The following is a 26,286-nucleotide window of genomic DNA, read 5'->3' as shown; positions in this document are numbered from 1 at the left end:
CCATGTCATCGAACCTGACTCCCGACCTCATTCTCGTTAACGGCAAGTTCACCACGCTCGACCGTGCCAATCCGCAGGCCGACGCCGTGGCCATCCAGGACGGCCGCTTCGTGGAAGTGGGTACGCGCCAGGACATCATGAAACTGGCAGGACCGCAGACCAAGGTGATCGACCTGAATGGCCGGCGGGCCATTCCCGGACTGATCGACAGTCACATGCACATCATCCGGGGTGGCCTGAACTACAACATGGAGTTGCGCTGGGACGGCGTTCGTTCGCTGGCCGACGCCATGCGCATGTTGAAAGACCAGGTCGACCGCACGCCGGCGCCGCAATGGGTTCGCGTGGTGGGCGGCTTTACCGAACATCAATTCGCCGAGAAGCGTCTGCCGACCATCGACGAACTGAATGCCGTCGCCCCCGACACGCCGGTGTTCATCCTGCACCTGTACGACCGCGCGATACTCAACGGCGCCGCGCTGCGCACCGTGGGCTACACGAAAGACACGCCCAACCCGCCGGGCGGCGAGATCGTGCGCGACGCGTCGGGCAATCCGACCGGGTTGCTGCTCGCCAAGCCGAACGCGACCATTCTCTACGCCACGCTGGCGAAAGGCCCGAAGCTGCCGATCGAGTATCAGAAGAACTCGACGCGCCACTTCATGCGCGAGGTGAACCGCCTCGGTGTGACCGGCGTGATCGACGCCGGCGGCGGCTACCAGAATTACCCCGACGACTACAACGTCATCGAGGAACTGCACAAGGAAGGCCACCTGAGCGTGCGCCTGGCCTACAACCTGTTCACGCAGAAGCCCAAGGAAGAGCTGAGCGACTTCAAGACCTGGACGTCGACCGTCAAGCCCGGCCAGGGCGATGACCTCTATCGCCACAATGGCGCCGGCGAAATGCTCGTGTACACGGCGGCCGACTTCGAGGACTTCCGTGTCGAGCGTCCCGACATGGCGCCGTCGATGGAAGCCGATCTGGAGCCGGTGATCCGCTTGCTGGCGGAAAAGCGCTGGCCGTGGCGTCTGCATGCGACCTATGACCAGACCATCTCGCGCGCGCTCGATGTCTACGAGAAGGTCGCCAAGGACATCCCGTTCGATGGTCTGAACTGGTTCTTCGATCATGCCGAGACCATCTCCGATCGCAACATCGACCGCATTGCGGCGCTTGGCGGCGGCATCGCCGTGCAGCACCGCATGGCCTACCAGGGCGAATATTTTGTCGAGCGCTACGGTGCCCGGGCGGCCGAAGCCACGCCGCCGATCAAGAAGATGCTCGAGAAGGGTGTCAAGGTCGGCGCCGGCACCGACGCCACGCGCGTGGCGTCGTACAACCCGTGGGTATCGTTGTACTGGCTGACCACGGGTAAGACCGTGGGCGGCATGTCGATGTATCCGCCGGCCAACCTGCTCGATCGCGACACGGCGCTGCGCCTGTGGACCGAGGCCAACACGTGGTTCTCATCCGAAGTGGGCAAGAAGGGCCAGATCAAGGTGGGCCAGTTGGCCGACCTGGCCGTGTTGTCGGCCGACTACTTCTCGGTGCCGGGCGACGACATTCAGGACATCACGTCGGTGCTGACCGTGCTCGGCGGCAAGGTGGTCTATGGCGACAGCGAGTTCGGCAAGCATTCGCCCGACATCCCGCCCGCGATGCCCGACTGGTCGCCGACCCGCCACGGCAGCCAGTACCAGCCGCGCCCGCAGACCCAGGCGCGCGCAATGGCGCTGAACACCGCGTGCGGCTGCGCCAGTTCGTGCGGCGTGCATGGCCACGCGCATGCCAAGGCCTGGACCTCGGGCGTGCCGGCGTCGGACGAAAGCACGTTCTGGGGCGCGCTGGGCTGCTCGTGCTGGGCATTCTGATCCGCTGATCCACAGATCCACAGATCCACAGATCCACGGATCCACGGATCCACGTTACCCCCCCCATTGGAGAGCGGCCATGACCATCTCGACACCCCCGCCGGGTGCGGCCGGCAACAACACACACCGGCTGCCTCGCTGGCTACGCTGGATCGCCCTGCTCCTGCTGTGCGCCGCCTACCTGCAGGGGGGATTGGTCAAGCTGTTCGACTTCTCCAGCGCAGTGGCCGAAATGCAGCACTTCGGCCTGTCGCCCGCCGGGCCGCTGGCGACGGCGACAATTGCGCTGGAGCTTGGTGCGTCGGCCGCGATCCTGACCGGCGTCTGGCGCTGGCTCGGTGCACTGGCGCTGGCAGCGTTCACATTCATGGCCACGTTCCTTGCCAACCGGTTTTGGAGCGCACCGCCCGAGGCACAGTTCGCGATGGCTAACGCCTTCTTCGAACATCTGGGTCTGGTGGGTGGATTCCTGCTCGTGGCGTGGGATGACCTTCGCACGCGGAGGCAACCATGACGCAACCCGCCACCTCGGCGGCCAAGCCTGCATCGGGGGGCACGTTTGCCCCGCTGGCCCTACCCACGTTTGCGGTCATGTGGGTGGCCACGATCCTCGGTAACATCGGCAGCTTCATGCGGGACGTGGCCAGCGCCTGGCTGGCAACCGATCTTTCCACGTCACCGGCAGCGGTCGCCACGATTCAGGTGGCCGCCACGCTACCCGTCTTCCTGCTTGCGATTCCGGCCGGTGTGCTCTCCGACATCCTCGACCGGCGCCGCTTTCTGATCGTGGTCCAGGTCGGACTGGCCATGGTCAGCGGCACGCTGATGCTGCTGGCATGGCGCCATGCGCTGACCATCGAAATCCTGATTGCGCTGGCGTTCGTCGGCGGTGTGGGTGCGGCGATGATGGGGCCGACGTGGCAGTCGATCGTGCCCGAACTCGTGCCGCCGAGCACGCTGCGACAGGCCGTGGCGCTGAACTCGCTGGGCGTGAACGTCTCCCGTGCGATCGGTCCGGCTGCCGGGGGTCTGTTGCTCGCGGCATTCGGCGCGGCCGCCACGTATAGCGCAGACGTGATCAGCTACGTGTTCGTCGTCGCTGCGCTGATCTGGTGGAAGCGCCCCGAACAACCCAGCGATCCGCTGCGCGAGCACTTCTTCAGCGCTTTCCGCGCAGGCTTACGCTTCACCCGCGCGCACAGCAAGCTGCACATCGTATTGGCGCGCGCCGCCGTGTACTTTGCCTTCGGCAGCGGCGTGTGGGCGTTGTTGCCGCTGGTCGCCCGTCAGTTGTTGCATGGCGGTGCCAGTCTCTATGGCGTGTTGCTGGGTGCAGTGGGCGCTGGCGCAATCCTCGGCGCGCTGACGATGCCCAGACTGCAACAGCGGCTTGATGCCGACGGCATGGTGCTGTTGTCCGCGATCGTCACGGCGGTTGTCATGGCGGCACTGTCGAGCGCGCCCCCGATAGGGTTGGCATTGCCGCTACTGCTGCTGCTCGGCGCCGCGTGGATCATTGCGCTGACCACGCTTGGCGGCGCGGCACAGGCGATCCTGCCGAACTGGGTGCGCGGCCGGGCGCTGGCGGTCTACCAAATGGTGTTCAACGGCGCGCTGGCCGGTGGCAGCCTGATCTGGGGCTTTGTGGCACAGGCGCTGGGTACACCGCACGCGCTACTGATTGCCGCGGCGGGGCTGGCCGTTACCGCGCTGATCCTGCGCCGCATGCGGCTGCCGAGCGGTGAAGAGGACCTCGGCCCCGCACGTCGCTGGCCCGAACCGGAAATGGCCGACGAGATTGCGCATGACCGTGGTCCGGTGATGATCCTGATCGAGTACTGCATCCCGCCCGCCAATCGCGATGCGTTCCTGCACGTGGTGCACAAGCTCTCGGAAGAGCGTCTGCGCGACGGCGCGTTCAGTTGGGGCGTGATGGAAGATCCGGCCGACCCCGAACTACTGACCGAGTGGTTTCTGGTCGAGTCCTGGGCCGAACATTTGCGCCAGCACCAGCGAGTACCCAATGCCGATGCCGATCTGCAGCGCGACGTGATCGGTTTCCACGTGGGCGCCGAGCCGCCACACGTCCGGCACCTGCTCGGGGTGGGCCTGCCGCCAGCGTAGCACCACGCCGATTCCCCCCTTTTTCATCGGGTCTTATATGAAACTCTATATCGTCTCCCTCGGCGCCGGCATTCTGGTCGGCATCATCTATGCACTGATGCAGGTCCGCTCGCCTGCCCCCCCCGCAATTGCTTTGATCGGGCTGCTGGGCATGCTCCTTGGCGAGCAGGTTGTGCCGCCGGTCAAGCGCATGCTGGCGGGAGAGCCCGTCACCATGGCATGGTTCCGCGGCGAATGCGTCCCTAAGATTACGGGCACCCCGCCCAATGCGGCCACGGCCGTCGAGCAGTCGGCATCCCTCCCCGCGCGTAGCAAAGAAGGGAGCCAATAACAGCATGCGTCGTTCCCGAAAGCAGCCAGAGGCCCATTCCCGCCGTACTCACGCAATCGCGCCCCGGCGCATTCACGTCGCCTTGGCGGTGTTGTTGTCCGCAGCCGCAGCACCTGCCGTGGCAGACGGCAACGTCACGATCTATGGCCGGCTGAACACGGCAGTCGAGTATGTGACCGTGACCCCCGCAACCGATGGAACCAAATTGGGCGATGCGGCGCGCCTCACGAATAACCGCTCCGTGTTCGGCATGGTGGGCGAAGAACCGCTAGGCAATGGGATCAAGGCGATCTGGCAAATTGAAAGCGCCCTGTCGATCAACAACGGCTCCGGGGAAATTGCCGGGCGAGATAGCCGGCTTGGCCTTCAGGGCCCGTACGGCACCCTCTTCATGGGCAACTGGGACACACCGTACACAAGTGCAACCAAGAGTTACGACCCGTATTACGCCACCACTGCGGGTTACATGGCGCTGATGGGTAATGGCTCTGCGGCCACCAGCGACAATGTTCAGAACACCAGCGCATTCGATCGACGGCAGAAGAACTCGCTGCACTATCAGTCGCCGAAGTGGCACGGCTTCAGCGGCGCCATCGCCTGGGGACTGCCGCAGGAAAAGACAACGGTGCCGCGCAATCCAGCGCTGTATTCCTTTGCCTCTGCCTATGACCAGGGCAACCTGAACCTGACGCTGGCCTACGAAATCCACCAGCACTACCAGACCAGCGGCCGCAACGACGATGCCATCAAGGCAGGCGTTTCCTACCAGTTCCCGTCGACGCGCATCAGTGCCGTGTATGAACGCCTGCACTATCGCACCGCCACGGGAGACCTGACGCGCAATGGCTACTATGTCTCGCTGATACAGCAGCTTGGCACCGGCAGCCTACGTGCAGGCCTCGCCTTCGTCGGCAACGGCACCGGCACGGCGACGGAAACCATCGGCGCCGTTCGAAGCGGTTCGCAGACCGGCGCATTTCAGGTAACCGTCGGCTATGACTACCCCCTTTCCAAGCGAACCGGGCTTTACGCTTACTACAGCCGCATCAACAACCGCAGCAACGCGACCTATGACTTCGCCATCAATAACGTCGGCATCAAGGCCGGCGCCGACCCGCAGACGTTCGCCATTGCGCTGCGCCACAGCTTCTGAGCGTCAGTTGACCCACTCTCGCGGGAGACCGCATTGACCCCCATACAGCTCCCAGACACGGGCCGCCGCCCTGCGCTTTCGGGACCAGCGTTCGGCGGCATCCTGGCTTTCGTCGCAGGCTATGTCGATGTGGTCGGGTTCATTTCACTGTTCGGCCTGTTCACGGCGCACGTGACAGGGAACTTCGTGATGATCGGCGTCGACATCGCTGGCGATTCGGCGGGCCTGCTCGCCAAACTGCTCGCGCTGCCCACGTTCGCACTGGCAGTTGCGGCCACCCGGCTGACCGAGTCACGCATGGTACGGAACAGCCAATCGGCACCGCCGCTGTTGCTATTTGCCGAGGCCACCGCGCTGGTTCTTTTCATGATTGCCGGACTGCAAGCCTCCCCCATTTCCGACCCGGATACGCCGATGGCCATCGGCGCCGGGACGCTTGCCGTCGTGGCCATGGGGATTCAGAACGCACTATCCAGGACGTCGTTGTCAGACCTGGGCCCCACTACGATCATGACGGGGAATACCACGCAAATCGTCATTGATCTGGTGGACCTGCCATCCGCATCCGAGGTGGAACGCAAAGCCATACGCGGCCGGCTCAAGAAAATGGTGCCGGCGCTCGCGGGTTTCGCATCGGGCGCTGCGCTCGGCGCCCTTGGCTATTCAGTGCTTTCGCTCTGGTGTGTAGTTCTGCCAATCGTATTGCTGCTGGCGCTCAGTCTCTCGACCTGGCGCGATGAAGCCAACAGCCTTCAGAAGTGAATCGGCAGACGAGTGAACCCGAGACGCCCTCGCCTTCTTGCGGTTCCCCCCCTCACATCCGCGCCGTCAGTGCCGAGCCGATCAGATCTGAGCAAACAGCGTTCCAAAGTCCGCACCCCGGCCGAAGATCCAGCCGGGTAATACAAACAGACAATAGTGATGGCCTGCGCCGCCCATTAATCTCTCCTGGTTTTGCACGCTCACGGCACGCTGCAACTGCCATTGACCTGAACCGGTGCCTGGAAGACCGGCCAGTCACCCTATTGCGCGAGCCTGGCGTTCGCCCCCAGACCAGGGTTGGCCTTAGACAGATCCCGCCCCAATATCCTTCCCCAACTAGAAGATCCACGATGAACAGAGATACTCTCACCACGGCTGCGGGTGCCCCGGTTGCCGACAATCAGAACTCACAAACCGCCGGGCCGCGCGGGCCGATGCTGCTGCAGGATGTCTGGTTCCTGGAGAAACTGGCCCATTTCGACCGCGAGGTGATTCCAGAGCGCCGTGTGCACGCCAAGGGTTCAGGCGCGTATGGCACGTTCCGCGTGACGCACGACATCACGAAGTACACGAAGGCGTCGATCTTCGCCGAGATCGGCAAAGAGACGCCGCTGTTTATTCGCTTCTCGACCGTGGCCGGCGAGCGTGGCGCGGCGGATGCCGAGCGAGACGTGCGTGGCTTCTCGATCAAGTTCTATACGGACGAAGGCAATTGGGATGTCGTCGGCAACAACACGCCGGTGTTCTTCGTACGCGATCCGCTCAAGTTTCCCGACTTCATCCACACGCAGAAACGCAATCCGCGCACCAACCTGCGCGACCCGATCGCCGTGTGGGATTTCTGGTCGAAGCATCCGGAGTCGCTGCACCAGGTCACGATCCTCATGAGCGAGCGCGGCCTGCCGCAGAACTACCGTCAGATCCACGGCTTCGGCTCGCACACGTACTCGTTCGTCAACGCGAACAACGAGCGCTTCTGGGTCAAATTCCACTTCAAGTCGCAGCAGGGCATCGCGAACTGGACCAACGACGAAGCGGCGAAGGTCGTGGCCGCTGACCGCGAGAGCGCGCAGCGCGACTTGTACGAAAACATCGAGAATGGAAATTTCCCGCGCTGGAACCTGCGCGTGCAGATCATGCCGGAAGCCGATGCGGCGAAATACCCCATCAATCCTTTCGATCTGACCAAGGTGTGGCCGCACAAGGACTACCCGCTGATCGACGTCGGCGTGCTAGAGCTGAACCGTAATCCGGCGAACTATTTCGCCGAGGTGGAGCAGGTAGCGATGAATCCGGCCAACATCGTGCCGGGCATCGGCTTCTCGCCGGACAAGATGCTGCAGGGCCGGCTGTTCTCGTACGGCGACACGCAGCGTTATCGTCTGGGGATCAACCACCACCAGATCCCGGTCAACGCGCCAAAATGCCCGTTCCACAACAGCTTCCATCGTGACGGCGCGATGCGCGTAGACGGCAATCAGGGTGGCAAGCTCAACTACGAGCCGAACCGCCAGGGCGCCTTCGCGGCGAGCGAGCGCGCACTCGAGCCGCCACTGGCACTCGAGGGTGCGGCAGACCGCTGGGATCACCGCGTCGACACGGACTACTACAGTCAGCCGGGGGCACTGTTCCGCCTGTTCGACGAGGGTCAGCGGCAGCGCCTGTTCGCCAACATCGCGGCGGCAATGCAGGGCGTGCCCGAAGACATCGTGCGTGCGCAGATTGCGCATTTCACCAAGGCCGATCCGGCCTATGGTGAAGGAACCCGGCGTGCACTGGACGATCTGAAGTAAGCTGTCCGATCCACCGCTGTCCTTCTCTGGAGGACAGCGGGCATTTGAGGCGGTACGAACAAGGCAGCCACTCTCTTGCGGTCTGTAGTAGCGGTACCAAACTTCGAGCATTTCAGCAAGATAACGCGTCACTGCGGGCGAACAAGGCTGGCCGCTGGCTAAGCGCGCCATGTTGCTCCCCGGCCAGGGCAGCATCGACAATAAAAATAGCGCCGCCTACTCTCAATCATCAAACGGCCCCGGCGGCGCCTACACCTACGGGGACTTTTCCATATGCGGCGCCATTTCGACGCAGATATGCATGTAATACCTTGGTATGAATCGGACGGAATGGCTGGCTCGCGCACGATTGCAGGGGAACTGATCTTCACAGCCGGCGCGACTTCATCGCAACATCACGTGAGACGTGCCCCCGAGGAATCGGCAATACCATCGTGTGATGGGGTGCGCACGGATTCGGCGTTACGCTCCCAGCAGAGCATTGCCAGCGCTCAGCGCGAATACCAGGAGTCAGTGTGATAGCTCGCCCCACGATCGCCATAGTCGACGACGATGTCGCCGTCAGAAATGCCATGGGGGGGCTGCTGCGTTCGCTCGATCTTGGCGTGCAACTGTTCGGAGGGGGTCAGGAGCTACTGCGGTGCGTTTCACTGCCTTGCCTGGCCTGCGTGATCACAGACGCGCAAATGCCCGGCATGGACGGCTTCGCTTTGATTGAGGCCCTGCGCGCACGCAATCTCGATATACCGGTCATTTTCATGACTGCCTTTGCGCATGAGGGATTCGATCAGCGTGCCAAGGCATTGGGTGCGACGTGCGTTCTTTACAAGCCCTTCCAGGACACGGACATCATCCAGTGCATTGAAAGCGCATTACATCTTCGCAAGACGGGTTCTTCTCCATCGTGAGCGTGTCGTTCAGTGGATCGACGAGACGTCCCTAGACGATCGTCGTCCTCTGCCCGATGCCTGCCCTACGCTATTGCGGCCCCGAGGCGCCGCGCCTGCAATCCGATGGCAAGCGGCTCATCAGCGTCGGCCCCAGAGGAAAGCAGCACGAGACCCAGCGTTTGCGCAAGAAGCACCAGATCGGCGAAACTCCGAGCCCTCATTTTTCGCATTGCCTGGCATCGATGAACTTTGACAGTCACCACGCTGATGCACATGGCGGCGGCAATCTCCTTGTTTGTCAAACCCGATGCGGCATGCGTCATGACCTCACTCTCTCGTGGCGTCAGCGAACGAAAGCAGTCGCGCACCGCAGCCAACCGGCGCATGCGCTCACGTCGCAAGCGCTCCTTGCGTAGTGCCTCCGTGACGGCATCGAGCAATTCCTGCTCACGGAACGGCTTGGAAAGAAAGTGCTCCGCTCCCGCTTTCATCGCAGCAACCGTCATCGGAATATCCCCGTGGCCGCTCATGAAGATGATAGGGATATGAATGCGAAGCTCTGCCATACGGGCTTGCACATCCAAGCCGCTTCGCCCCTTCAGGCGCACATCGAGCACCAGACAACAAGGTGCATCGGGAAAGCCGAAGTCGAAAAGCTCGGCCGCAGAGCCGAGCAGCACAGCTTGTATGCCGACTGAACGAAACAGACTTCCCAGCGCGTTTCTCACCTGCAAGTCATCATCGACAACAAGGACCACCGCGTCGTCCTGCCGCGCTGGTTCGGCGCGCATCGGTAGTACAGCAGTCACGGTAGAGCCTCCACATAGCATCGACATCAGAGGCGCGAATCTCCCCATGACGACATCTGGGGAGATGGGACGCGCCCGACAGCAATGTAGTGTTACCCCGGCCCTTTGGCTTGAACGCGTGTGCGCTCTATTGTCGTTTTGTGCTCAGCGCGAACTGGATGATGGCTGGCATGTGCTGGCACTCAGGCGAGCCTAGTCGTGCCGACCGCTCCGCCAGTCACCCGGCGTCAGGCCAAGCTTCCTGGAGAAGTTGCGCGTGAGATGGCTCTGATCCGCAAAGCCGCACGACGCAGCAATCCCGGCGATCGGCAAATCAGTCGTGCGCAGTAGCGCCGCCGCGCGCTCGAGGCGACGCTCCAGCAGCCATTCGTGCGGTGTTTTGCCGGTACTCTGCCGAAATGCCCGGGAAAAATGGCTTCGGGACAATTGGCACGCATCGGCGACGGCTGCAATGGACACATTTCCGTCGTCAAGTCGCGCCGCGAGGTACTCCTGCGCCCGCGCGAGTACGCGAGGCGAAAGGCGGCCCATGGCGTGAATGTGTCCCGGGTTGACACCTCCGTAGTGTTCAACCAGATATGTACCGATCGCGTGTCCGAGCTGATCGATGAACAGCCTGCTGGCGCCTTCAGGCCGCGCGAGCGCAGGTAAGAGCGCTTGAGCGAGATGGGCCAGCACGGTATCCGTCTGCGCTGCGGCATGTTGCAGTTCGAGACCTCCCGGGCAGCCGAGTTCTAGCGCGGTACGCTCCATGAAGGGGCGCGGCAGTTCGATGAGTACGAAATCGAACGTCCCATACATATCCGCCTTGTAGTCGTCCTGGAAGTTTCGCAGATAGATGGAACCCGCCTCGAATGCATGCATGTTTGCCTGATTCGGACGGAAAATGCGTCGGCGATGGCCTTCCATCAGAGAGACGCCAACCAGAAACCCTCGCGCTGAAGCTGGGTTCACGACCTGACTCGTCCGCTCAATCACGGAACTCTTGCGGTAGAAATGAAGATCGCCGGCGGTAAGCGCCTGATCGTATCGCAATGCCGCCGACAAGCACCCCAATGAGTCGCGCTGAATGGCCGGTTTGGCAGATTCGTGAGTCGATGTGGAGAGTTGCATGGCCAGGTACTCATGATCGTCGCGCCAATCCAGACACAACTGGGCGACCTTGCGTTACTGAAAACACCATTGACGCTGGCAGCTCGAAAAGCGCCCGTCTTCCTGCAGTCAAACGGCTGCCTGGCAAATACTATCATCGCCAACCATGAAGGAATTAAGGCTGTCGATTTCATGTCGCCGCGGGCGATGCCGAGCCCTTATGCGCCCGTCCTTTCCGGTAACGGACGCGCCAAACGTGTAGGCCAGTCATACCAGAAGACGATGGAAACCGTGGACTCATCCGAATAAAGTACACAAGCCCCCAAGTCGGCATTTGGCTGCGCGGGGCCGGCACTTTGAGACAGACACGGGATGAGCAAACACGGAGATTTCACGAATGGCAACATCCGCTTGAGGATGGCCCAGCTCCAGGCTGCGGCCCGTGCCAATGAACAAGACGCGACGTTGTGGCGCTGGTTCTCGGATCAGATGGAGGACCGGACGATGAGCTGCGAACGCAAAAAGGGGGACTGGATCATTTGCGTGGCCGGTCGCGAGTTGGCGCGCGACCCGTCCTTCGACCTGGCAGTTCGCGCCGCTTACATCCTTTGCCGCGCAATGAGCGCCTTGTAGACGAGCCGGTGCGATGTACGCGCTGCGACTCACGGGGTTGGCCTCAGAATAAGCTTCCCTGAGCAGAAGGCTTAATGGGTACCTGGAACAGGTCGGTGCGCAGCTTGCTGCGTTCCTGATTGAGGCCGAGCCGTTTGCATGCAAGTTCGAATCGTTTGGCAATCAACTCCGAGAATATGCCCGTGCCGCGCATTCTGCGCCCGAACTCAGCGTCGTAATGCTTGCCGTCTCTCATGCTTTCAATAATGCTCAGAACATGATTCTTCCGCCCGGGGTAGTGTTGTTCGAGCCATTCGATAAAGATGTCGTGCACCTCCAGCGGTAATCTGAGCAACACATAAGCGGCGGCGGACGCACCGGCATTTGCCGTTGCGCTCAGGATATTCTCCAGTTCATGGTCGTTGAGCGCGGGAATCATCGGCGCGGCCAATACGCCGGCAGGTATCCCGGCAGCCGTCAACAGGCGAATAGCGTCCACCCGCCTCGACGGGGTGCTGGCACGCGGCTCCATCTTCCGAGCAAGCTCCGCGTCCAGCGTCGTGACGGAGAGATAAACCCGAGCGAGCCCCTTCTCCGCCATCCGCGAGAGGATGTCGATGTCGCGTGTCACGAGATGCGACTTGGTCGTGATCGCCACCGGATGATTGAACGCCTCGAGAACCTCAAGGATTCTGCGAGTCAGTTGGTGCTCTCGTTCAATCGGCTGATACGGATCGGTATTCGTACCGAGGGCAATTACGCTCGGTATGTAGGTGCGCTTCGAAAGCTCTTTCTCGAGTAATGCAGCCGCATTTGGCTTCGCAATAAGCTTGGTCTCAAAATCAAGACCGGGGGATAGCCCGAGATAGGCATGCGTCGGCCGCGCAAAACAGTACGAGCAACCATGTTCACACCCCCGGTAAGCATTAATCGATTGATTAAATGGGAGGTCTGGCGACTGGTTTCTCGAGATGATTGATTTTGCATCCTCAAATGCAACCGTTGTTTTGGGCGCGGGGCGCTCACCCTCAAGCGCCAAGATGGCGGCAAGTCCATCGTCGTCGGGCGCTCTGTTCCAATTGTCGAATCTGGATTCAATATTGGACAGCGCGCCTCGACCTTTGCGAAGTCCCCGGCGAAGTGATGTCATCAACGCCTCTCCTAATGGTCTCAATATACTGTACATATATACAGTATTCCACCATGAAAGACAATGTTCACCCCGCCGCCCCCCCTCCCTGCTCACTCCTCGACGTGGATGGTCAGCGTCTCCTTGATCTCCTCCATCACGACGTAGCTCTTCGACTGCACGGCGCCGGGCAACTGTAAAAGAATGTCGCCGAGCAACTTGCGGTACTCGGACATCTCCCGGATGCGCGCCTTGATCAGGTAATCGAAGTCACCCGAGATCAAGTGACACTCCATCACCTCGGGAATCCTCAGCACTTCCCTGCGGAACTGATCGAACATGTTGCCGGACTTGTGATCGAGCGTGATCTCGACGAATACCAGCAACGACGCCCCCAGCGCCGCCGGATTTACCCGCGCGAAGTAGCCCATGATCACGCCGTCGCGCTCCATGCGCTTCACGCGCTCGATGCAGGGTGTGATCGACAGACCGACCTGTTCCGAGAGGTCTTTCATCGACATCCGACCGTCTTGCTGAAGCAATGTGAGGATGCGCCGGTCGAGCCGATCCAGCGTCCGGACCGATTGCTGTTGGACTCTCATGATTTATTCCTGAATCTTGACGATATACATTAACTAAACCTGGCAATCCAAGAATAGCATGCGAATTATTACTGGATATCCACGGTTTTACAGGAGTCAACGCAATGAAGGTCATCGTTCTCGGAAGCGGCGTCATTGGCGTCACCAGCGCCTACTATCTGGCCAAGGCCGGGCACGACGTCACGGTGCTCGATCGCCAGGCCGGCCCTGCGCTCGAGACCAGCTTCGGTAACGCCGGCCAGATTTCACCGGGCTACGCCTCCCCGTGGGCGGCGCCGGGCATTCCGACGAAGGCCGTCAAGTGGTTGTTCCAGAAGCACGCCCCGCTCGCCATCCGCCCGGACGGTACGCTCACGCAGCTCAAGTGGCTCTATCAGATGCTGCGCAATTGCACGCCTGAGCGTTACGCCGTCAACAAGGAACGCATGGTGCGGATCGCCGAATACAGCCGCGACTGCTTCCGTTCGCTGCGTGCCGAGACCGGCATTCCCTACGAGGGCCGCCAAGCGGGCACGCTGCAATTGTTCCGTACCGACGAGCAACTGGCGAACGCCGCACGGGACATTGCAGTGCTCGAAGAGGCGGGTGTGCCTTTCGAACTGCTCGACAGCACGGCGCTCGCCAGCGCAGAACCCGCGCTGGCAACGGTGTCGCACAAACTCACGGGCGGCCTCCGATTGCCGAACGACGAGACGGGCGACTGCCAGTTGTTCACGACGCGTCTTGCGGCAATGGCCGAAGCCCTCGGTGTGAAATTCCGTTACGACATGCCGATCGACGGCCTGCAAGTCGCCGGCGACAAGATCGAAGGCGTGGTCTGCGCGGGCACGATGCAGCGCGCCGACGCCTTCGTGGTCGCGCTCGGTTCGTATTCCACGCCGTTCCTTCGCGGCCTTGTCGACATTCCCGTCTACCCGCTCAAGGGATACTCGATCACTGTGCCGATCGTGGACGCATCGCGCGCCCCGGTGTCGACCGTGCTCGACGAGACCTACAAGATCGCCGTCACCCGTTTCGACGACCGCATCCGCGTCGGTGGCATGGCCGAAGTGGTCGGTTATGACAAGACGCTCAATCCGGCACGCCGCGCAACGCTCGAAATGGTGGTGAACGATCTGTATCCGGGCGCCGGCAACACGGCTGAAGCGTCGTTCTGGACCGGCCTGCGCCCCATGACCCCGGACGGCACGCCGATTGTCGGCGCCACCGCCCTGCGCAATCTGTTCCTGAATACGGGGCACGGCACGCTGGGCTGGACGATGTCCTGCGGTTCCGGCCAGTTACTGGCCGATCTGATGTCTGGGCGCCGGCCGGCGATTCTGGCCGACGATCTGTCGGTGGCGCGCTACAGCGGCGCGTCTCAGGCCCAGGCCCAACCGGCCTTTGCCTGACCCCACAAACGGCACCTTCGGGTGCCGTTTTTTGTTGGTGCCGCCGAAAGGCAGGTGTATGAGAAGTACCCGCTTTTTGCTGTCACATCACGACAAAGGAGACACATCATGAAAATCGGCGTACCGAAGGAGATCAAGAACCACGAATACCGCGTAGGCATGACGCCCGCAGCCGTACGCGAAGTGGTGGCACGCGGGCACGAAGTGTGGGTCGAGACGCGGGCGGGTGCCGGCATCGGCATGGACGACTCGGTCTACGCTGGCGCCGGTGCGCACATCGCCGCCAACGCTGTCGAGGTGTTCGAGCACGCCGAACTCATCGTCAAGGTCAAAGAGCCCCAGGCGGTGGAACGCGCCCGGCTAGGCCCTCAGCACACGCTCTTCACCTATCTCCACCTCGCCCCCGATCCCGACCAGACCCGTGACCTGATCAAGAGCGGCGCCACGTGCATCGCGTATGAAACTGTGACGTCCGCGAATGGCGGCCTGCCGTTGCTTGCGCCAATGTCCGAGGTTGCGGGACGCATGTCGATTCAGGCCGGGGCAACCGCGCTTGAGAAGACGCACGGCGGACTGGGACTGCTGCTTTCCGGCGTGCCTGGCGTGGAAGCGGGCAAGGTGGTGATTCTGGGCGGCGGTGTCGTCGGCACCAACGCCGCAACGGTGGCGGTGGGCATGGGTGCGCAGGTCACGGTCATCGACAGATCGGTTGACGCGTTGCGCCGCATCAGCGCCCAGTTCGGTGGCCGCGTACAGACGGTCTATTCAACGCAGCACGCCATCGAGACCCATTTGCGCGAAGCCGATCTCGTGATCGGCGGTGTGCTCATTCCGGGTGCGGCGGCGCCTAAACTCGTCACCCGCAAGATGCTCGGCCTGATGCGCAAAGGCGCGGTGATCGTCGATGTGGCGATCGATCAGGGCGGTTGCTGCGAGACGTCGCATGCCACGACGCATGCCGATCCGGTGTACGTGGTGGAAGGCATCGTGCACTACTGTGTGGCCAATATGCCGGGCGGCGTGCCGCGTACCTCGACGTTCGCCCTCAACAACGTGACGCTGCCATTCATTCTGCAACTGGCCGATCACGGACCGGTTCCGGCCATGCTTGCCGATTCGCACCTGCTGGCAGGGCTAAACGTAGCGCGCGGCATGGTGACTAACCAAGGCGTCGCCGACGCGCTGGGTCTGGTCTATCACGACCCGCAGGCCGTGTTGGCGAACTTGCCTGCCGCAGCGTAACCTCGCGGCCCCGATCGCGGTGCATGACGACGTTATGCCCGGCACCGCGACCACTTCACTCAGGCGTTTGCGTCCCGCGCCTTCGCTCTACGCGCCTTGCGCGCTTGAAACCAGAGACTCGCCCGGTCGAGATAGAGGTAAATAACGGGGGTCGTAAAAAGCGTAAGCGCCTGCGACAGCACCAACCCGCCGACCATTGCGTACCCCAGCGGACGCCGCAACTCCGACCCGGCCCCCGTGCCGAGCATCAGCGGCAACCCGGCGAGCAAGGCGCACATCGTCGTCATCATGATGGGACGAAATCGCAACAGGCATGCCTGATAGATCGACTCCTGCGGCGACAGCCCCTGGTCGCGCTCAGCCGTGAGCGCGAAGTCGACCATCATGATCCCGTTCTTCTTCACGATCCCGATCAGCAAGATGATGCCGATCAGCGCGATTACGCTCAAATCGTACCCGCCGAGCATCAGAATCAGCAGCGCACCGACCCCGGCCGAGGGCAGCGTCGAGAGAATCGTGAGCGGGTGGATATAGCTCTCATAGAGCAAGCCGAGCACGATATACACGGCCACCAGCGCCGCCAGAATCAAGTACGGCTGTGTCGACAGCGAGTCGCGGAACGCTTGTGCCGTTCCCTGAAAATTGCCGTTGAGCGAGAGCGGGAGATTCATCTGCGCCTGCGTGCGGCGAATCGCGTCGACCGCCTCGCCAAGCGAGACGCCCGGCGCCAGATTGAACGACAGCGTTACCGCCGGAAACTGGCTCTGGTGGCTGATGAGCAGGTAGTTGGTCTTGCTACGATCAACGCGGACAAACGTAGAGAGCGGCACACGATTACCCGTCGTCGGCGACATCAGATAGAGCTTATCGAGCAACGCCGGATCGGCCTGCAACGCCGGCGTGACCTCCATGACAACGTGGTAGCTGTTGATCTGCGTGAAGTACTGCGCGATCTGTCGCTGTCCGATCGCGTCGTACAGCGTAGCCTCGATAAGCGCCGGCGAGATGCCGAAGCTCGACGCCCGGTCACGATCGATGGTCAGTGTCACTGTGGCGGCGTTGCTCTGTTGGTCGGTCGCGAGATCCGTGAGTTGCGGTAACCGGCGCAGCCGTTCGAGCAGCAGCGGCGCCCAGCGATTGAGTTCGTTGATGTCCGCATCGGTCAGCGTGTACTGGTACTGCGTACGAGCAAGGCGGCCGCCCACGTTGATGTCCTGTCCGGCCTGCAAGAATAGGTTGATGCCTTCGAGCTGCGCGAGCCTGGGCCGTAATCGCGCAATAACCTGATCCGCAGACAGCGTGCGTCCGGCCGCCTTCGGTTTGAGGTTGATATAGAAGTTGGCGGTATTGGCGGTGGTGTTGCCGGTGCTCGCGACAAAGCTCAGGACATCGGGGTCTTGACGCACCACGTCGGCGACACGAATCACGCGCTCACTCATCAACGTGAACGACGTATCTTGGGCGGATTCCGCGAAACCGAATACGAACCCCGTGTCTTGCTGCGGGAAGAACCCTTTCGGAATCACGATATAGAGCACGGCCGTCAGGGCGAGCGTCGCCAGGAACACCAGCAGCGTTGCGAACTGATGCGCCAGCACCCCCTGCAAGCCGCGTCGATAGCCGCTCTGCATATGGTCGAAGCCGGCTTCGAACCAGCGATACAGGCGGCCGTGCCGTTCGGGCGGCGTATGGCGCAGAAATCGTGAGCACAGCATCGGCGTGAGCGTCAGCGACACGATCACCGAGATGGCGATCGTGAGCGTCACCGTAATGGCGAATTCCCGGAAGAGCCGCCCAACGATGCCGCCCATCAGCAACAGAGGAATGAAAACGGCGACCAGCGACACCGAGATCGACACGATGGTGAAGCCGATCTCGGCCGCCCCGCGATAGGCCGCCTCCAACGGCGGCATCCCGTCTTCCACGTGACGATAGATGTTCTCGAGCATCACGATGGCGTCGTCGACGACGAAGCCCACAGAGATCGTGAGCGCCATGAGCGACAAATTGTCGAGGCTGAACCCAATCAAGTACATCACGGCCGCCGTTCCCATCATGGCGAGCGGCACCGTCACCGCCGGAATCAGCGTAGCCGACAGATTACGCAGGAACAGGAAGATCACCAGCACCACCAGCACGCCGGTCAACACCAGCGTGAACTCAACGTCCTCGACCGACGCCCGGATCGTCTGCGTTCTGTCGGTCAGAATATTCACCTCGACGGCAGGCGGTATCGATGCCTGCAAGCGCGGCAGTGCCGCCTTGATGCGCTCGACCGTGGCAATGACGTTGGCCCCCGGTTGCTTGGTCACCGCCAGAAACACCGAGCGCCCGCTCTTGAGCGTCTCGCTTTGCGGCATCGCGGCCCCGCGGAACGCCCATCCCGCGAAGCGCGCATTTTCCGGCCCGGCGACCGCCCGTCCCAGATCGCGGACGCGCACCGGCGCACCACCGCGATAGGCGACGATCACGTCGTTCCAGAGCACGGGGTCAAGCAGTTGGCCGTTGTCATAGACCGTCACGCTCTGGCGCGGTCCGTCGAAACTTCCCTTCGGCGCATTGACTGTGGCGCTGACCAGCGCGCCTCGCACACTCTCCAGATCGAGCCCGAGCGCGGCCACCTTGTCCGGGTCCAGTTGAATGCGAATGGCAGGTTTCTGGACACCCCCGATGTTGACCAGGCCAACGCCATCGATCTGCGAGATTTGTTGCGCAAGCACGTTGTCCGCGTAATCGTTGACGGCGGTGAGCGGCAACGTGTCCGACTTGACGGACATGATCAGAATCGGCGAGTCGGCCGGATTGATCTTGCGGTACGTCGGAGGGTTCGGCAGGTTGCTCGGCAACTGTCCGCCCGCCGCATTGATGGCCGCCTGTACATCGACAGCCGCCGCATCGATATTGCGATTCAAGTCGAACTGCAACGTGATCGACGTGGTGCCCAGCGCACTTGTCGACGTCATCTGCGTGAGTCCCGCAATGAGCGAGAATTGTCGCTCGAGCGGCGTGGCCACGTTCGACGCCATCGTTGATGGGTCCGCGCCCGGCAGGGTGACAGACACCTGAATCGTCGGGAAATCGACCTGCGGCAGCGGTGCGACCGGCAGCAACGGCCAGGCCGCGACACCGACCAGAAATAGCGCGGCCGCGAGCAGCGAAGTGCCGATGGGCCGTTTGATGAACGTGGCGGATAGGGACATGGGCGAGGGTGCGGAGGCCGGCGCGCGCTAGCGGCCCGTTGGACCTGACGCCCCGACCGGGCGGCCGTCGGGTGCGGCCGGTTGCGGCATCGCCCCGCCCCCCGACGCGTTGCGCACCTCCGTAACCGGCGTGCCCGGACGCAGCTTGAGCTGTCCGTCGACGACCACGCGCGCGCCCGTTGTCAGGCCGCTCTCGATGATGGCCTGCGTACCCTGCGTGACACCGACCTTCACGGGTTGAACCGCCGCTCGGCCCTGCGCGTCCACCACGTAGACGAAGGTCCCGGCAGGGCCGCTCTGCACGACCGACGCGTCGAGCGCAATCGCCTGGGCTATCACCCCCAGCGTCAGCCTCGCGTTGACATACTGGCCTGGCCACAGCCGATGGCTGGCGTTGGCGAACGTCGCCTTGAGCTGCACGGTGCCGCTCGCGTTGTCGATCTGATTGTTGATGAGCGTGAGTTTGCCGGAGGCCAGACGCTCACCGCCATTTCTCGCGTAAGCGTCGACCACCAGTCCGGCATTGCCCGCCGCTTGCACTGCGGCGTTCACGGCGCCGACGGCATCCTCGGGCAAGGTGAACAGCACCGTAATCGGATCGATCTGATTGACGATGACAATGCCGCTCGCGTCGGCCGCATGCACGATGTTACCGACATCGATCAACCGCACCCCGGTCCGTCCGTCGATGGGCGAGCGGATCGTCGTGTAATCGAGTTGCACCGAAGCGAAGTCGATTTGCGCCTGATCGGTCTGCACGGCCGCTTCGAGTTGTTTGACGAGCGCGGCCTGCGTATCCGCTTGCTGCTGTGACGACGCACCTTGCGCCGCCAGCGTCTGGTAGCGCTTCAAATCGAGGCGCGCATTGACGAGTTGTGCGACGTCGCGCGCCTTCGTGGCACGAACCTGTTCGAGTTGCGCCCGGTACGGCCTTGCGTCGATTTGCACGAGCACATCGCCCGCCTTCACATCCCGCCCTTCCGAGAACGCTATCCGCTCAATCTGGCCGTCGACGCGCGCGCGCACGGTGACGGACGTCGTCGCCTGCACGGTGCCGATTCCCGCGACGTAACGCGGCAGATCCGCAGACACGACAACGCGCGAAACAACGGCGACGGGAGAAGGAGCTGCAACAGGCGGCGGTGCGCGATGCGTGGCCCAACGCCAGATCAGCAGCGCAACGACGACCAACGCGACGAGTGCGAGCCAGCGCCAGCGATGCAACAAGTCAGGCCGGCGCGGGCGGTCGGGCACGGGGCCGGAATTGTCTTGCGCCGTGGGTTGTGTCATGGCGCCTCCCTGGGGAGTCCGATCCAGAATGGCCGGAGGCTTGCCGCCGCGACGTCCGGTGCCGTCAGGCGCTGCGACAAACACGATGTCATCCTGGCCACATGGCGGGATGTGCCCCCGAGTGTGTCGCATCTGTGCAGGGCTCGCAGTTGGCATTTTCCCTGCCTATACAAGGCTTTGCCACGCGACGGACAGCGGGCGGACATGCTCGCGCCATGTAGACGGCCGAGCGAATCACTCCTAGTTTCAAACGCTCGTTTTACCGGCACCGCACGGACGACGCATTGGCTGCCGGCCCGCGCCACGCCTCGCGCTTTGGACATGGGTACGCTCACTTCGTTATACTTGCCCCATCTCGACGGCCCCGCCGGTCAGCCCCGGTACACCGGCACGCGCTGCCGCGCTGCATCCTGCCTGTCGTCAGCCGTCAATGTCCATGAGCAAGTGATGAACGCCGATCCGCAAGAACTCAATAAATTCAGTGAACTAGCCCACCGTTGGTGGGATCCGCACAGCGAATTCAAGCCGCTGCACGAGATCAACCCGCTGCGCCTCGACTGGATCGAGCAACATGTGCCGTTGCAAGGCAAGCGCGTACTGGATATTGGTTGCGGTGGCGGCATCCTCTCCGAGTCGATGGCCCGCCAGGGCGCACGAGTCAAAGGGATCGACCTGTCGAAGAAGGCGCTCGGCGTGGCGGATCTGCACAGTCTGGAAGCCGGCCTCTCCATCGATTACGAGGAAATTTCCGCCGAGGCGCTTGCCGCCCGCGACGCGGGGACGTACGACGTGGTGACGTGCATGGAAATGCTCGAACACGTGCCGTCGCCAGCGTCGGTGGTAGCGGCCTGCGCAACGCTCGTCAAACCGGGCGGCCACGTCTTCTTCTCGACGCTCAACCGCAACCCGAAAGCCTGGTTGCTGGCCGTGGTCGGCGCCGAGTACGTGCTGCGTATGCTGCCGCGCGGCACCCACGATTACGCCAAGTTCATCCGCCCGTCGGAACTCGCGTCGTTTGCCCGCGCAAGCGGCCTGACGGTACGCGACCTGCGCGGCATGACGTACAACCCGCTGAGCAAGCGTTACGCGATCAATCGCGACACCGACGTCAATTACATGATCGCGTGCACGCGCGATGCCTGATATGTTCGAGCCCCCCGCCCGAGTGCCCACCTATTCCACCGGTACCGCATTGCGTCTGCTCAACGGCAACGTGCGTGCCGTTCTGTTCGACCTGGACGGCACGCTGGCCGACACGGCCCCCGATCTCGTTGCAGCGGTCAACAAGGTGCGCACCGACCGCGGCCTGCCACCGGGCGCCTACGAGACGTTGCGTTTGCAGGCCTCGCACGGCGCGCGCGGGCTGATCGGCAGCGCGTTCGGCGTTGGCCCCGACGACGCCGCGTTCCCTTCGCTGCGCGATGCATTTCTCGCCAATTACGAAGCTGCCTTGTGCGTAGAGAGTGAACTTTTCGATGGGATTCCCGCGCTGCTTGCCGCCTTGGCAGAGCGCGCCGTCCCGTGGGGCATCGTCACCAACAAGGCCGCGCGTCTGACGAATCCGCTCGTGCGGCTGCTCGGGCTCGCCGACGGTGCCGCGTGCGTTGTGTCGGGTGACACAACGCCGCATAGCAAGCCACACCCGGCTCCGTTGCTGTATGCCGCCGAGTGCATCGGTGTCTCACCTGCCCAGGTTGTGTATGTCGGCGACGACCTGCGTGACATTCAGGCGGGCAAAGCGGCGGGGATGGCCACCGTCGCAGCCGCTTACGGCTATTGCGGCGACTCGCTGGCGCCTGCCCAATGGCAGGCCGACGCCGTCGTCGAACGCGCGGGTGCGATCGCCCCGCTGGTGATGCCGCCGGCCTGAACGGCCACGTCATCACCTGCCGGGACAGGGCCGCCGCAGCAGCGGCCGGTCCCGGGTCTGTCCCGCCGCGCAACAGTGGCGCGGCGCGTGCTTCACTGGCGACTTACGGGAGACCGCATGGCCGAGCAAGCGAACGATCGCAAACCCTCTTCTGAATCATCCGCAGGCGGCACCCGCCTGCAACAACGCATTGCGCGCGCAAGCGCACTTGGACGCAACCCTGATGTGCGCCGGCGCGCGCGCAAGACCGGCCTGTGGGCCGCCGGGGTCATCGCCGTGTTCGGTGTCGTCGGCTATTTCACGGTGCCGGCCGTCCTCAAGCATTACGCCATCGACAAACTCTCGGCCTATCTGGAACGGCCGGTGAGCGTGGGCGATGTCAGCTTCAATCCCTACACGCTGCGCCTCGATCTGCATCAGGTGCATATTGGCGACAAGACACCGGGGCAGCCATTCGTGGATGTTGGCATGCTGCGCGTGAACGCCTCGTGGGGGTCGTTGTTCCGCTTCGCGCCGGTCATCGACGAGCTTTACGTCGACACGCCGGTCGTCAACATCGTGCGCACTGCGCCGCAACGCTTCAACTTCTCGGACATCGTCGATCGCGCGACGTCCGGGCCGCCCTCGCCCGAGCCGTCCAAACCCGCGCGCTTTGCACTGAACAACGTCCAGATCAAGAACGGCACGATCCGCTTCGACGACACCGTGCAGAACGAGAAGCACGTCATCGACAATTTGCAGGTCGGTGTGCCGTTCATCGCGAATCTGCCGGCCGACACCGATATCTTCGTGCAGCCGCTGCTGCAAGCGTCCATCGACGGCTCGCCGCTGCATATTTCGGGGCAGACCAAGCCGTTCGCCAATTCGATGGAATCGACGATCGATATCAAGCTCGATCGGTTCGACGTGCCCAAGTACCTCGGTTATTCGCCGGTCAGCGTACCCGCACAGATCAAGAGCGGCGCCGTCAGCACCGATCTCAAGCTGCGCTTTACGCGTGACAAGGATGGCAATCACGTTCTGCTCACGGGCACGGCGGGGCTCTCCGATGCCAAGGTCGTCGAACCGGACGGCTCACCGCTCATCGCGGTCAAACAGATCGACGTGAAGCTGGGCAAGGTGGAGCCGCTCAATAACGTCTATCACTTCGACAGCGTTCGGATCGACGGCCTCGATCAGCAGGTCACGATGGAAAAAGGCGGGTCGATCAACGTCGAGAAGGCGTTGCTGCCGCAGCGCACGGTGATCAAGGCAGTAGGCAGGGCGGTCAATCAGGCTGCGGCGTCGCCGAAGGGCAGCGAGGCGGCCAAGAGCGCACCGCAGGTTCCCGCTCAGCAGACGGCGCGCCCCGCAACGCCCGCCTCGGCAGCCGAAGCCGAGCAAACGAAAGCGCAGGCCGCCGCTCAGCCCGCACCGCTCGATCTGCTCATCGGCGACATCTCGCTCGTGGACAGCAAGCTGCGCTTCACCGATGAACGTGGGGCAAAACCGGCCAGCGTGTCGCTGGAGAACATCCAGATCGACGTGAAGCAGTTCTCGACGCTCGGCAAGGACCCCGCGACGTATGACGCCTCGCTCGGCATCCAGAGCGGCGGGTCGGTCAAGGCGCACGGCCAGTTCAGTCTGAATGCGTACAACGCGAGTGGTGAACTCGACGCGCAGTCGATCGCCCTCGCACCGTTGCTGCCCTTGGCGCAAGGCGCGCTCGCCGGCAATCTGAAGAGCGGCTCGGTTGGCGCACAGGCCAAGTTCAATGCGGCCTTTGCGCCCGACAAGCAGCCGAACGTGCAGATCTCGCCGGCCACGGCCACGCTGGAGAAGGTCGAGTGGCTCACCGGCCAAAAGGGCGATGCACCGCTCAAGCTCGCCAAGGCGGAAGCGAAGCTCTCGCGCTTCGATCTGGGGGCACGCCAAGCCGTCGTCGACGAGGTGACCGTCACCGGACTGGACGTGTCGGCACGACGCGAAAAGGACGGCAAGATCAACCTGCTCGCACTGACCGGGGACGGTCAGCCGAAGGCCACCTCAGGTAACAGCCAGGGCGCGAACGCGCGTGTCGGCACGGAGCGCGGCCGCCGGACGGCCACGGGCGCCTCGGGGTCGCAGGCGAGCGCTGGTGGTTGGCAATGGAAGGTCGGGAAGGTGGCGCTCGAGAACGCGAGCATCGGCTTCGAAGACCGCGACGTCAAAGGCCGTCCGATCAATGCGAAATTCGCGCCGCTGAACGTGAAGGTACAAGGCGCATCGCAGGACATGAGCAAACCGTTACAGCTCGAAGTCAACGGCACGCTCAACAAGAAGGGTTCGCTGAACGCCTCCGGCAACATCACACCGCAACCGCTCGCAGGCGATCTCCAGATCAAGACGCAGCAACTCGATCTGGCAGCGTTCGACTCCTATATGAGCGATCAACTGAACGCGAGCATTGCCAGCGCCCTGCTCTCCAGCAACGGACGCGCCACCTTCGCCATGAAAGGCGACACCCCGCAGGCAACGTATCGCGGCGATGCAACGCTCGGCAACGTCCGTTTGCTCGACAAGGTGACAGCGGACGACTTCATGCGCTGGAACGCGTTGTCGGTGCAGCAGATCAATCTGGCGGTGGGCAGCGGCAAGCCCAACGTGCAGTTGGGCAGCATAGCGTTGTCGCGCTTCTACGCGCGTTTGATCATCAACGCCAATGGGCGCCTGAACCTGGCGGACGTGGTCGGCAACAAGGAGACCGCACCTCGTTCGCTCACGCGCGCCAATGAAGGCGTTCCGCTTGGCGGCACGCCGGCCAAGCCGCCGCTCGACGCGGCCGCGTCGGCGGTGGAAGCGGGGCAACCGACAGAACCCGAGAAGAAGGAGCAGAAAGCGGGCGAAACAACGGTACAGCGCGGGCCCGGCTACGGTGCCGGCAAGGCACTGCCTGCGGATGTCCGCATCGGACGTATCACGCTGCAAGGCGGGAACATCAACTTCACCGACAACTTCGTCAAGCCGAACTACACGGCCAACCTGACGGATATTGGCGGGCACATCGGTGCGTTCGGCACGGCGACGACCGAGCCCGCGGAGGTGGCGCTGCAAGGCAAGGTCAATCGCAATGCACCGATCGACATCAACGGCAAGATCAATCCGCTCGCGCCGATGGCGTTCGTGGATCTGGGGGCCAAGGCCGACGGTATCGAACTGACCAATCTCACGCCGTATTCCACGAAGTACGCGGGCTACCCCATCGAAAAGGGCAAGCTCACGGTCGACGTGCACTACTTGCTCGATCAGGCGAAGCTCACGGCGAACAACCACATCTTCATTGACCAACTGACGTTCGGTGATCGGGTGGAAAGTCCGACGGCCACGAATTTGCCGGTGCGGCTGGCGGTCTCGCTGCTGAAGAATTCGCGAGGCGAAATCGATGTGAATATCCCGATTTCCGGCTCGCTCGACGATCCGCAGTTCAGCCTTGGCGGTGTGATTTTCCGGGCGTTCGTGAACCTGATTGTCAAGGCGGTGACGGCACCGTTCAGTTTGCTGGCGTCGGCATTTGGCGGCGGCGATCAGGAATTGGGCTACGTCGAGTTCGCGCCGGGCAGCGCACGTTTGACAGCGGACGACGAGAAACGCCTCGAGACGCTTGTGAAGGCGCTGACGGATCGCACCGCGCTCAAGCTGGATATCGTGGGTCGTGTCGATCCGGCGAAGGACACCGACGGTCTGCGCAGCGTGGCGGTAGAGCGCGCGATCAAGGCGCAGAAGGTCAAGTCGATGGTCGGCAAGGGCGAGAGTATCGACGTCGAAAGCGTGACGGTGAGTCCGGAGGAACGCAGCAAGTATTTGACGGCAGCGTACAAGGCGGCCGACTTTGCCAAGCCGCGCAACATGATCGGGTTTGCCAAATCGTTGCCGGACGACGAGATGGAGAAGCTGCTGGAGACGAACGTCAAGGTGAGCGACGACGATCTGCGGGCGTTGGCGGAACGGCGGGCACAGCGAGTGAGGTCGTGGCTGGACGGCAAGATTGCGTCGGACCGCATGTTCGTGGTGGCGCCGAAGCTCAATGCCGACGGCATCAAGGATAAGGGAGCGACCACGCGGGTGGACTTCGCACTGAAGTGAGCCATTTGTGTCATAATTAAC

21 protein-coding genes are annotated in these 26,286 nt (G+C 62.7%); 15 read left to right on the top strand and 6 right to left on the bottom strand.

Going from position 1 to position 26,286, the window contains the following annotated elements:
• Positions 1-2 precede the first annotated feature (2 nt).
• The 8 genes from PCO31110_RS11695 to PCO31110_RS11660 all read left to right on the top strand — a co-directional run bounded on the left by PCO31110_RS11695 (position 3) and on the right by PCO31110_RS11660 (position 8,945).
• The gene (locus PCO31110_RS11695) at positions 3-1,874 is read left to right on the top strand and encodes an amidohydrolase (RefSeq protein ID WP_217427283.1); all 1,872 of its coding nucleotides are present in this window, start codon (positions 3-5) and stop codon (positions 1,872-1,874) included.
• A gap of 79 nt (positions 1,875-1,953) precedes the next feature.
• A complete protein-coding gene (locus PCO31110_RS11690) occupies positions 1,954-2,388 on the top strand; it encodes a DoxX family protein (RefSeq protein WP_150690513.1) in 435 nt (144 codons plus the stop codon).
• Complete coding sequence (locus PCO31110_RS11685; protein WP_150690512.1) at positions 2,385-3,998, top strand: MFS transporter; 1,614 nt, start codon at positions 2,385-2,387, stop codon at positions 3,996-3,998. Before PCO31110_RS11690 ends, PCO31110_RS11685 begins: the two co-directional genes overlap by 4 nt.
• 37 nt (positions 3,999-4,035) lie before the next feature.
• Entirely contained in the window at positions 4,036-4,329 is a 294-nt protein-coding gene (locus tag PCO31110_RS11680) for a XapX domain-containing protein (RefSeq protein WP_010805138.1), read from the top strand.
• Between the two features lie 4 nt (positions 4,330-4,333).
• A complete protein-coding gene (locus tag PCO31110_RS11675) occupies positions 4,334-5,482 on the top strand; it encodes a porin (RefSeq protein WP_081636263.1) in 1,149 nt (382 codons plus the stop codon).
• A 33-nt stretch (positions 5,483-5,515) separates the two neighbouring features.
• Positions 5,516-6,244, top strand: a complete 729-nt coding sequence (locus PCO31110_RS11670) for a YoaK family protein (RefSeq protein WP_150690511.1) — start codon at positions 5,516-5,518, stop codon at positions 6,242-6,244.
• A gap of 350 nt (positions 6,245-6,594) precedes the next feature.
• Entirely contained in the window at positions 6,595-8,037 is a 1,443-nt protein-coding gene (locus tag PCO31110_RS11665) for a catalase (protein WP_010805135.1), read from the top strand.
• A 515-nt stretch (positions 8,038-8,552) separates the two neighbouring features.
• The gene (locus tag PCO31110_RS11660; RefSeq protein ID WP_150690510.1) at positions 8,553-8,945 is read left to right on the top strand and encodes a response regulator; all 393 of its coding nucleotides are present in this window, start codon (positions 8,553-8,555) and stop codon (positions 8,943-8,945) included.
• Positions 8,946-9,010: 65 nt separating this feature from the next.
• Here the strand turns inward: PCO31110_RS11660 and PCO31110_RS11655 are convergent, their stop codons facing one another.
• Complete coding sequence (locus tag PCO31110_RS11655) at positions 9,011-9,718, bottom strand: response regulator transcription factor (RefSeq protein ID WP_150690738.1); 708 nt, start codon at positions 9,716-9,718, stop codon at positions 9,011-9,013.
• A 210-nt stretch (positions 9,719-9,928) separates the two neighbouring features.
• Positions 9,929-10,849 carry an AraC family transcriptional regulator gene (locus PCO31110_RS11650; RefSeq protein WP_246189817.1) on the bottom strand — a complete coding sequence of 307 codons (921 nt, stop codon included), beginning with the start codon at positions 10,847-10,849 and terminating at the stop codon, positions 9,929-9,931.
• Between the two features lie 12 nt (positions 10,850-10,861).
• Between PCO31110_RS11650 and PCO31110_RS11645 the strand changes: the two genes are divergently transcribed.
• Positions 10,862-11,137, top strand: coding sequence for a hypothetical protein (locus PCO31110_RS11645; protein WP_150690509.1), 276 nt, complete (start codon positions 10,862-10,864; stop codon positions 11,135-11,137).
• A 63-nt stretch (positions 11,138-11,200) separates the two neighbouring features.
• On the top strand, positions 11,201-11,461 hold the full coding sequence (locus tag PCO31110_RS11640) for a hypothetical protein (RefSeq protein ID WP_150690508.1): 261 nt from the start codon (positions 11,201-11,203) through the stop codon (positions 11,459-11,461).
• A gap of 43 nt (positions 11,462-11,504) precedes the next feature.
• On the opposite strand, the gene PCO31110_RS11635 is transcribed toward PCO31110_RS11640, so the two are convergent.
• Together PCO31110_RS11635 and PCO31110_RS11630 are read right to left on the bottom strand one after the other, a co-directional pair.
• On the bottom strand, positions 11,505-12,590 hold the full coding sequence (locus tag PCO31110_RS11635) for a PA0069 family radical SAM protein (protein WP_150690507.1): 1,086 nt from the start codon (positions 12,588-12,590) through the stop codon (positions 11,505-11,507).
• 92 nt (positions 12,591-12,682) lie between these two features.
• Positions 12,683-13,171 (bottom strand): Lrp/AsnC ligand binding domain-containing protein, encoded by a 489-nt coding sequence (locus PCO31110_RS11630; RefSeq protein WP_010805128.1) that lies wholly within the window; start codon positions 13,169-13,171, stop codon positions 12,683-12,685.
• A gap of 104 nt (positions 13,172-13,275) precedes the next feature.
• Here PCO31110_RS11630 and PCO31110_RS11625 point away from each other — a divergent pair, with 104 nt between their 5' ends.
• Entirely contained in the window at positions 13,276-14,562 is a 1,287-nt protein-coding gene (locus tag PCO31110_RS11625) for a D-amino acid dehydrogenase (protein WP_010805127.1), read from the top strand.
• 108 nt (positions 14,563-14,670) lie between these two features.
• Positions 14,671-15,804, top strand: coding sequence for an alanine dehydrogenase (ald, locus tag PCO31110_RS11620; RefSeq protein ID WP_010805126.1), 1,134 nt, complete (start codon positions 14,671-14,673; stop codon positions 15,802-15,804).
• A 59-nt stretch (positions 15,805-15,863) separates the two neighbouring features.
• Here ald and PCO31110_RS11615 read toward each other — a convergent pair whose 3' ends face one another.
• Complete coding sequence (locus PCO31110_RS11615) at positions 15,864-19,004, bottom strand: efflux RND transporter permease subunit (protein ID WP_010805125.1); 3,141 nt, start codon at positions 19,002-19,004, stop codon at positions 15,864-15,866.
• 27 nt (positions 19,005-19,031) lie between these two features.
• Positions 19,032-20,294: an efflux RND transporter periplasmic adaptor subunit gene (locus PCO31110_RS11610; RefSeq protein WP_150690506.1), complete on the bottom strand. Its 1,263-nt coding sequence runs from the start codon at positions 20,292-20,294 to the stop codon at positions 19,032-19,034.
• Between the two features lie 444 nt (positions 20,295-20,738).
• On the opposite strand from PCO31110_RS11610, the gene ubiG reads away from it, so the two are divergent.
• The 3 genes from ubiG (at position 20,739) to PCO31110_RS11595 (ending at position 26,265) form a co-directional block, all read left to right on the top strand.
• Positions 20,739-21,437 (top strand): bifunctional 2-polyprenyl-6-hydroxyphenol methylase/3-demethylubiquinol 3-O-methyltransferase UbiG, encoded by a 699-nt coding sequence (gene ubiG / locus PCO31110_RS11605; RefSeq protein WP_150586468.1) that lies wholly within the window; start codon positions 20,739-20,741, stop codon positions 21,435-21,437.
• Between the two features lies 1 nt (position 21,438).
• Positions 21,439-22,164 carry an HAD-IA family hydrolase gene (locus tag PCO31110_RS11600; RefSeq protein WP_150586439.1) on the top strand — a complete coding sequence of 242 codons (726 nt, stop codon included), beginning with the start codon at positions 21,439-21,441 and terminating at the stop codon, positions 22,162-22,164.
• A gap of 117 nt (positions 22,165-22,281) precedes the next feature.
• A complete protein-coding gene (locus PCO31110_RS11595) occupies positions 22,282-26,265 on the top strand; it encodes a DUF748 domain-containing protein (protein WP_150690505.1) in 3,984 nt (1,327 codons plus the stop codon).
• The last annotated feature ends 21 nt before the right edge of the window (positions 26,266-26,286 follow it).

It is taken from the genome of Pandoraea communis (assembly GCF_902459745.1).
Lineage (GTDB): Bacteria > Pseudomonadota > Gammaproteobacteria > Burkholderiales > Burkholderiaceae > Pandoraea > Pandoraea communis.
This window is presented reverse-complemented; position numbering and strand designations above follow the sequence as displayed.

Coding starts and splice junctions, on each gene's coding strand:
- PCO31110_RS11645 (WP_150690509.1), top strand. CDS start 10,862: ATGATCGTCGCGCCAATCCAGACACAACTGGGCGACCTTGCGTTACTG.
- PCO31110_RS11615 (WP_010805125.1), bottom strand. CDS start 19,004: ATGTCCCTATCCGCCACGTTCATCAAACGGCCCATCGGCACTTCGCTG.
- PCO31110_RS11680 (WP_010805138.1), top strand. CDS start 4,036: ATGAAACTCTATATCGTCTCCCTCGGCGCCGGCATTCTGGTCGGCATC.
- PCO31110_RS11600 (WP_150586439.1), top strand. CDS start 21,439: ATGTTCGAGCCCCCCGCCCGAGTGCCCACCTATTCCACCGGTACCGCA.
- PCO31110_RS11695 (WP_217427283.1), top strand. CDS start 3: ATGTCATCGAACCTGACTCCCGACCTCATTCTCGTTAACGGCAAGTTC.
- PCO31110_RS11665 (WP_010805135.1), top strand. CDS start 6,595: ATGAACAGAGATACTCTCACCACGGCTGCGGGTGCCCCGGTTGCCGAC.
- PCO31110_RS11685 (WP_150690512.1), top strand. CDS start 2,385: ATGACGCAACCCGCCACCTCGGCGGCCAAGCCTGCATCGGGGGGCACG.
- PCO31110_RS11630 (WP_010805128.1), bottom strand. CDS start 13,171: ATGAGAGTCCAACAGCAATCGGTCCGGACGCTGGATCGGCTCGACCGG.
- PCO31110_RS11625 (WP_010805127.1), top strand. CDS start 13,276: ATGAAGGTCATCGTTCTCGGAAGCGGCGTCATTGGCGTCACCAGCGCC.
- PCO31110_RS11640 (WP_150690508.1), top strand. CDS start 11,201: ATGAGCAAACACGGAGATTTCACGAATGGCAACATCCGCTTGAGGATG.
- PCO31110_RS11650 (WP_246189817.1), bottom strand. CDS start 10,849: ATGCAACTCTCCACATCGACTCACGAATCTGCCAAACCGGCCATTCAG.
- PCO31110_RS11675 (WP_081636263.1), top strand. CDS start 4,334: ATGCGTCGTTCCCGAAAGCAGCCAGAGGCCCATTCCCGCCGTACTCAC.
- PCO31110_RS11690 (WP_150690513.1), top strand. CDS start 1,954: ATGACCATCTCGACACCCCCGCCGGGTGCGGCCGGCAACAACACACAC.
- PCO31110_RS11595 (WP_150690505.1), top strand. CDS start 22,282: ATGGCCGAGCAAGCGAACGATCGCAAACCCTCTTCTGAATCATCCGCA.
- ald (WP_010805126.1), top strand. CDS start 14,671: ATGAAAATCGGCGTACCGAAGGAGATCAAGAACCACGAATACCGCGTA.
- PCO31110_RS11610 (WP_150690506.1), bottom strand. CDS start 20,294: ATGACACAACCCACGGCGCAAGACAATTCCGGCCCCGTGCCCGACCGC.
- PCO31110_RS11635 (WP_150690507.1), bottom strand. CDS start 12,590: ATGACATCACTTCGCCGGGGACTTCGCAAAGGTCGAGGCGCGCTGTCC.
- PCO31110_RS11655 (WP_150690738.1), bottom strand. CDS start 9,718: ATGCGCGCCGAACCAGCGCGGCAGGACGACGCGGTGGTCCTTGTTGTC.